The sequence below is a fragment of the Streptomyces sp. NPDC025721 genome (assembly GCF_055558595.1).
The window spans coordinates 25,205-31,204 of record NZ_JBVHMF010000050.1 but is presented as its reverse complement, the minus strand read 5'-3'; the positions used below and the strand labels follow the sequence as shown (position 1 = coordinate 31,204).

5 protein-coding genes are annotated in these 6,000 nt (G+C 76.1%); 1 reads left to right on the top strand and 4 read right to left on the bottom strand.

Annotated elements, in window-relative coordinates; genetic code table 11:
• Positions 1 to 136: 136 nt before the first annotated feature.
• Complete coding sequence (locus tag ACZ4EF_RS36510) at positions 137 to 778, bottom strand: LAETG motif-containing sortase-dependent surface protein (protein WP_355347210.1); 642 nt, start codon at positions 776 to 778, stop codon at positions 137 to 139.
• Between the two features lie 281 nt (positions 779 to 1,059).
• Between ACZ4EF_RS36510 and ACZ4EF_RS36505 the strand changes: the two genes are divergently transcribed.
• Entirely contained in the window at positions 1,060 to 1,740 is a 681-nt protein-coding gene (locus ACZ4EF_RS36505; RefSeq protein ID WP_467347636.1) for a hypothetical protein, read from the top strand.
• Between the two features lie 8 nt (positions 1,741 to 1,748).
• Here the strand turns inward: ACZ4EF_RS36505 and ACZ4EF_RS36500 are convergent, their stop codons facing one another.
• The 3 genes from ACZ4EF_RS36500 to ACZ4EF_RS36490 form a co-directional block, all read right to left on the bottom strand.
• The gene (locus ACZ4EF_RS36500; RefSeq protein WP_467347701.1) at positions 1,749 to 2,981 is read right to left on the bottom strand and encodes a vWA domain-containing protein; all 1,233 of its coding nucleotides are present in this window, start codon (positions 2,979 to 2,981) and stop codon (positions 1,749 to 1,751) included.
• Positions 2,982 to 3,202: 221 nt separating this feature from the next.
• Positions 3,203 to 4,498, bottom strand: a complete 1,296-nt coding sequence (locus ACZ4EF_RS36495) for an AAA family ATPase (RefSeq protein WP_467508499.1) — start codon at positions 4,496 to 4,498, stop codon at positions 3,203 to 3,205.
• Positions 4,499 to 4,619: 121 nt separating this feature from the next.
• A complete protein-coding gene (locus ACZ4EF_RS36490) occupies positions 4,620 to 5,981 on the bottom strand; it encodes a hypothetical protein (RefSeq protein WP_467508497.1) in 1,362 nt (453 codons plus the stop codon).
• Between the last annotated feature and the right edge of the window lie 19 nt (positions 5,982 to 6,000).

Genomic DNA, 6,000 nt, shown 5'->3' with positions numbered 1-6,000 from the left:
CCCCCCTCCCCCCCCCCCCCCCCCCCCCCCCCCCCCCCCCCCCCCCCCCCCCCCCCCCCCCCCCCCCCCCCCCCCCCCCCCCCCCCCCCCCCCCCGGGACGCCGCCCGTGGGACGGGCGGCCGGTGGTGCGGCGGATCAGCGGTGTGCCGCGCCGCGCCTGCGGTTGAAGACGAGCAGGCCCGCGCCCGCGGCGACGACGGCCGCGGCGATGCCCGCGATCATCGGCGTCGAGCTGGAGCTTCCGGTCTCGGCCAGGTCGCCGGAGGCCGGGGAGGTGCTGGCCTGCACGACCGGGGCGTTCGAGGTCGCGGTCGTCTCGGGAGTGGTCGGCGGCGCGGTGGGCGTCTCGGACGCCGGGGTGGTCGGCGGCGCGGTGGGCGGCGGCGTCTCGGGCGTGGTGGGCGGCGGCGTGGTCGGCGGCTTCTCGCACGGCTCGGACGTCTTGTACTCGTCCCTGCCGTACTGCTTGCCGTCGCCCGCCTTCACGACCAGGTGCACCTTGATCGCGGTGCTGTGGTCGGGCAGCGCACCCGTGAAGTCGTAGCTGCCGCCGAACGACTCATTGCTCGCGAGCACGGCGCCGCCGTCCACGGAGACGGTCACCGAGTTGGTGACCCGGGCGTTGTAGGCGGTGAGGTGGACCGAGACCGAGTCGCAGTCCACCGACCAGTTGGGGGTGTGTGCCGATGCGGGCGCGGCCAGTACGGCCGACCCGATGAGCGCCGCCATTCCGGCGCCCGCTATGACACCGGAGCGCCTGCGGCTCTGGCGCGTCATTTGCATGAATCCTCCCTGAATTTCGCTGTGTTCTCCGACTCCCTGGCGACGCCCCCGTCCGCCATAACTACGGGGACCGGGACCCTACACCCGGCGGAATTCCGCCCGGCGACCGCCCCCCACCATTACGGAGCCCGTATCAATTCACCTGCAATTCCAGGGGATTCGATCACCGGGCGCCGGTCCGGGGCCCGCTGGTCGCGGCGCGCGGGGAGTGTCGGCCGCGGGCGGTACCGTGCGGGAGACAGCACGGGCACGTCAGGCGGAAGGAGGCAGGTCGCGTGGCCAAGGCACTGACCCCCGCTCAGCGGAAGGCGGTCGCCGGCTCCGATCCGTCGACCGGCCGGCTCTCGGCGCGCGCCGACGTCTGCGCGGCGCTGGTGGCGGCGGGTCTCGCGGTGCCGCACGGCCGCAGCGGCCACCCCGCCTACTACCTGTCCCAGGAGGGTCTGCGGCAGCGCGCCGCGCTGGCGGCGGCCGAAGCGGCACGGGAGGCGGCGCGGGAGGCGGAAGCCGCCGCGGAGCCGCCCGCGGTCCCCGTCGGCACCTTCACGGCCGACGACGGTACGGGGACGGTGACGCCCGGCCGCGGTCCCGCCCGCGCGGCCGAGGTGGCCGCCGCGTGGGAGGGCCTGCTGGGAATCCGGGCGGTGCTCCTCGACGGCGTGACCGACGTGCCCGCGCCGTGGGAGCGCGAACGGCTCGTGCACGCCGTGGCGTTGGCCCTCGAAGCGGCGGGCTGTCCGCCCGCCCCTGACGGTTATACGGTCACGCCTTCCGCGCAGGACGGCGCCGTCGAGGTGTCCTGGCGGGGCGCTGCCGCCCCGGAGGAGGCCGCCGGCCACCTCGGCCGGTGCGCGGCGCTCCTCGACGCCCGCGGCTGGCAGTCCACCCGGCACCGCGACCGCGCCGCCCGCCCCTTCCTTCTCACCTCCCCCCGGCGGTCGGCGCCCCGCCGCTGAGGTGCCGCTCAGCCGATGGTGACCACACGCGCCCAGGACGGCGGGGAGTCCGGGACGTACTCGGCGTCGTCCTCGCGCACGGCGCGCGAGGGGCGGGGGAAGAGGCCGACGACGGTACGGCAGGGCGGCTGCTCGGACGGCCACGGTGTCTGACCGTCCGTCAGGGCGACGACGACGTCCGGGCGGGGCCGGGAGCGCAGGGCGCGGGCGAAGCCGGAGCGCAGATCCGTACCGCCGCCGCCGATCAGCTCGATGCCCTCGGCGCGGCAGATCGGTACGGCCACACCGGCGGCGACGTCGCAGGAGATCACCGAGACCAGGTCGCGCCGCCCGCCCACCGCCCGCGAGATCGCGGCCACCTCCAGCAGCGCGGCGCCCAGTTCGGCGTCGCTCACGGAGCCGGACGTGTCGATGACGACGCAGACCCGCGGCGGTGTACGACGCAGGCTCGGCAGCAGCACTCCGGGGACGGCGGCCGAGCGCCGTGAGGGACGCCGGTAGCTGTGGTTCTCGCCCGCGCCCGGCGCGCCCGCCGCCGAGCGGACCGCGGCGCCGAGCAACTGCCGCCACGGCTGCGGGGCATGGAACGCCTCCTCGGCCCATCTGCGCCAGCCCTCGGGCGCCTCCCCCGGCCGCCCCTTGATCCCCTCGGCGACCCGGAAGCGGACCGCGTCCCGCTGCTGCCTGCTCAGGGCGTGCGCCCCGTCCGGTCCCAGCTCCCACGACCTGGCCTGCCCGTCGGCGCCGCTGCCGCAGTCCAGCCAGGCCAGGTCCCCGACGAGCCCGGACATCGACGCCGTCCGCAGATACTCCTCCATCAGCAGGCCGTCGGGCAGCCGCAGCAGCGACGGCAGCACGGCCCCGGCGGGCCGGGGCAGACCGTCCCCGTAGATGTCGTCGTTGATCTCGAAGTCGGCGGCGATGTTGCGCCGCAGCCTCTCCCGGCCCTCGGACGGGGGCATTCCCGCCCCCTGCCGCCTTCCCGGACCGGGCTCTTCGTGCTCCCTGGCGTACCGCTCGCCCCGCGCGTGGTGGTCCCTGAGCAGGTGGGAGACCTCGTGCACCCAGACACCGGCCAGTTCCTCCGTCGGGGTGCGCGCGACGAAACCGGGCGAGACGTAGCAGCGCCAGTACGCGTCGACCGCCATCGTCGGCACCGACCGGTCCTCCACCACGTGCAGGGCGAAGAGGGCGCTGGCGAGGTAGGGGCGGACCTTGACCGCGTGGAGCCGGGCCGCCATCAACTTCTCGGTGTCGAGGGGCAGTCCGGGGGCGTACGGCTGGTCGGCGGGGCGCTGCCGCCTCGGCGCGAGAGGCCGTACCGGGCGCGGCGGCGCGGGCGGGGGCATCGGGCGCGGTCGCGCGGTGACCGGCCGTTTCCCGGTGACCGCCACCGGCTCCTTCGCGGTGACCGCCACGGGCCCCTTGGCGGTGTCCGTCATCCGACGCTTCGCCGTGTCCTTCATCGGCCCGTCCTCTTCGTCCGGGCGGCCTCGGCGTCCGCGACCCGCGCCACCGACTGGTCGGCGCGGCGGGCGAGGCCGATGACCGAGACCAGCCGCTCCACCGCGGCGGGCACCTCCCAGTCGTCGCGCCGCAGTCCGGCCAGCGCGGTGGCCGGGGCGACCAGCAGGTCGGGGGCGCCGGACTCCAGCGCCCTGACCAGCACCGCCCAGCCCGCCTCCCACCGCGCCCGCTCCGGCCGCGCGCCGACCGCGGCCACCACGCCCTCCAGCGCCGCCTGCCGCAGGTCGCCGCGCTCGGGCAGTTCCGCGGTCGGCGGGTCGGCCATCAGCGCCTCGGGGTCGGGCAGGTCCATCCGGTCCAGGTGGGCGAGGAGTTCAAGTCCCGGCCCGTCCCCCACCGCGCCCCGCACCAGCAGGGCCAGCACCTCGCGGGACGCGGAGGCCGCCGTACCGAACGCCAGCAAGGTCAGCGCGGCCTCCCAGCTCCGGGGCGAGGGCCACGCGCCGCCGCGCCGCGTCTCCGTGCTCGGCAGCCGGTGGATCAGCGTCGGCCTGGCTTCGAGGAAGCCGCAGACGGCGCGCCGCGCGAGGGCCACGGCCTCGGGCAGCGACTCCGGTACGAGCCTGGGCAGTTCCGGGCGCGGCCAGACGCCGCCGAGGCCGCGTACCACCACCTCACGGTCGTGCACCCAGAACAGATGGACGAAGCGGTTGGCCAGCGGCGGGCTCAGCTCCCATCCGTCGGCCGCGGACGCGCGCGGGTTGGCGGCGGCCACGATCCGTACGCCGGGCGGCAGTTGCAGGGCGCCGACCCGGCGCTCCAGCACGACCCGGAGCAGCGCCGCCTGAACGGCCGGTGTGGCCGTGGACAGTTCGTCGAGGAAGAGCAGTCCGCGCCCGGCGCGGACCAGTTCCACGGCCCACTGGGGCGGCGCCATCGGCACACCGCGTACCGCGGGGTCGTCGCCCAGGACGGGCAGCCCGGAGAAGTCGGTCGGCTCGTGGACGCTGGCGATCACGGTCGTCAGCGGCAGGTCGAGGGAGGCGGCGAGCTGGGTCAGCGCCGCGGTCTTCCCGATGCCGGGCTCCCCCCACAGCAGTACGGGCAGGTCGGCCGCGACGGCCAGGGCGAGCGCTTCGAGCTGTTCGTCGGGGCGCGGTTCCGTGGTGCTGGTCCGAAGGAGCGTCAGAAGGTTGTCGGCGACGGCGAGTTGGGGGTCGCTCACGGGGGTGGAGGCAGAGGTCAAGGCGGTCGTGGGAGCGGTCGTGGGCAGGAGGGTGCTGGACGTCATGGGCATCACCTGGGGTTGGTCAGGGGAACGGGACGGCCCGCTCCGAAGGGTTTGTGAGGCATGGCGGCGCTCAACGCACCGTGCAGGTATAGGACCTGACTGATAATCAGGTGGCGGAGGGTCAGCAGGCCGTTCCGGTGCGGGGCCTGGCCCGGCTGACGCGCTTGGCGCGAATGTGCCGCGGCGTATGGCGGACGAGGCGCGGACGGCGCTGCGCCGAGGCGGGGTGTCCCGCGACGAGTCCCGCGCGGAAGACGCCGTGGTCGACGCGGCGGACGGCGGCCCGCTCCAACTCCTCGCGGAGCGGCCCGTCGCGGAGTACCGCGCGCGGCCCGAGCAGTCCTTCGACGACGGCCAGCGCCCCGGCCATGTCGCCGTGGCGCAGCCGTTCCCGTACCGCGGGCAGTGCCTCGGGGTCGCGGTGCACGGCGTCGATCGCCCGCAGGCAGGGCAGCGCCGGTCCGCCGAGGGCCACCAGCAGGTCCTCGCGGCGCAGTTCGGCCGGGTCGTGGTCGACCGCCGTCAGCACCCCGTCCCGCAGCGCGATCCGGTGGATCTCGCCGCGGCACTCCACCCGGTGCGGATCACCGGGCTCGGGGCCGTGACCTGCGGCCGGGGCGGTGTCGTACGACGCCAGCGCCGCGGCGACCAGCGGGTGCAGCCGGTCGGCCGTGATCAGCCCGGCCCGTAGCAGTTCCAGGTCCGGCAGGACGCGGGCCGCCGCTTCCGGCAGTACGGGCAGCGCCGCGATGTCGTGCGGTCGCAGCGGTTCGCGCAGCGGCCGGCAGGTCGGGGCATGGCTGTCGTCGGGGGCGACGAGTTCGAACGCGGCGCGGTCGCGCGCGCCCAGCCGTACGGCGAAGGCGCCGCGCGGGCGGCCTTCGGCTCGCAGCAGCAGTTCGGCCTCCGCGGCCCACCGCCCCGACGCCCACGGACCCTCGTCCGCGCCGCAGCGCCGCGCCAGTTCGCCGCTCCGCCCGGCGTCCCAGAGATGCCGGTGCAGGTCGAGCCGGAAGCGCCGCTCGGGATACGGGTGCGGGTGGATTCCGGCGGCGCCGTGCCCCGGCTCCTGCCACAGCGCCAGCGCCATCCGCTGCCCCGCGTCGGCTCTGGCCGGCGGTGTCCGTACGACCAGGTCGACCGGCGGACCGGCCGAACCGTCGTACCGCGCGAGGAGGATGGTCACACCGGGCCGCAAGCGGCCGTCCGGCGCGATCCTCGGCATGTGCCAGCGCAGCAGATCGGGTGCCAACCGGCGCAGATCCGCCCGGAGTCGGGCGGCCAGTTCGGTGCCGTGCCGCGTGCGCACGGCTCGCAGATCGAGATCCGCGTCGACCCGGGCCGCGGCGCACGCCCCGGCCCAGTCGCCGACGGCGCGCCGCGCGGTGGCGGTCTCGATCATGGACGGTGGCACGGCGTACTCGCGTACGCGGCGCCACATCAACACATGGGCGGGAATCTCGTCCGTGAGGTGAGGTGCCATCAGCACTCACCCTGGTCGA

Bases quoted from the DNA above. Each gene is read 5' to 3' on its own strand.
- ACZ4EF_RS36510 (WP_355347210.1), bottom strand. From the start codon at position 778: ATGACGCGCCAGAGCCGCAGGCGCTCCGGTGTCATAGCGGGCGCCGGA.
- ACZ4EF_RS36500 (WP_467347701.1), bottom strand. From the start codon at position 2,981: ATGGCGGCCCGGCTCCACGCGGTCAAGGTCCGCCCCTACCTCGCCAGC.
- ACZ4EF_RS36495 (WP_467508499.1), bottom strand. From the start codon at position 4,498: ATGACGTCCAGCACCCTCCTGCCCACGACCGCTCCCACGACCGCCTTG.
- ACZ4EF_RS36490 (WP_467508497.1), bottom strand. From the start codon at position 5,981: ATGGCACCTCACCTCACGGACGAGATTCCCGCCCATGTGTTGATGTGG.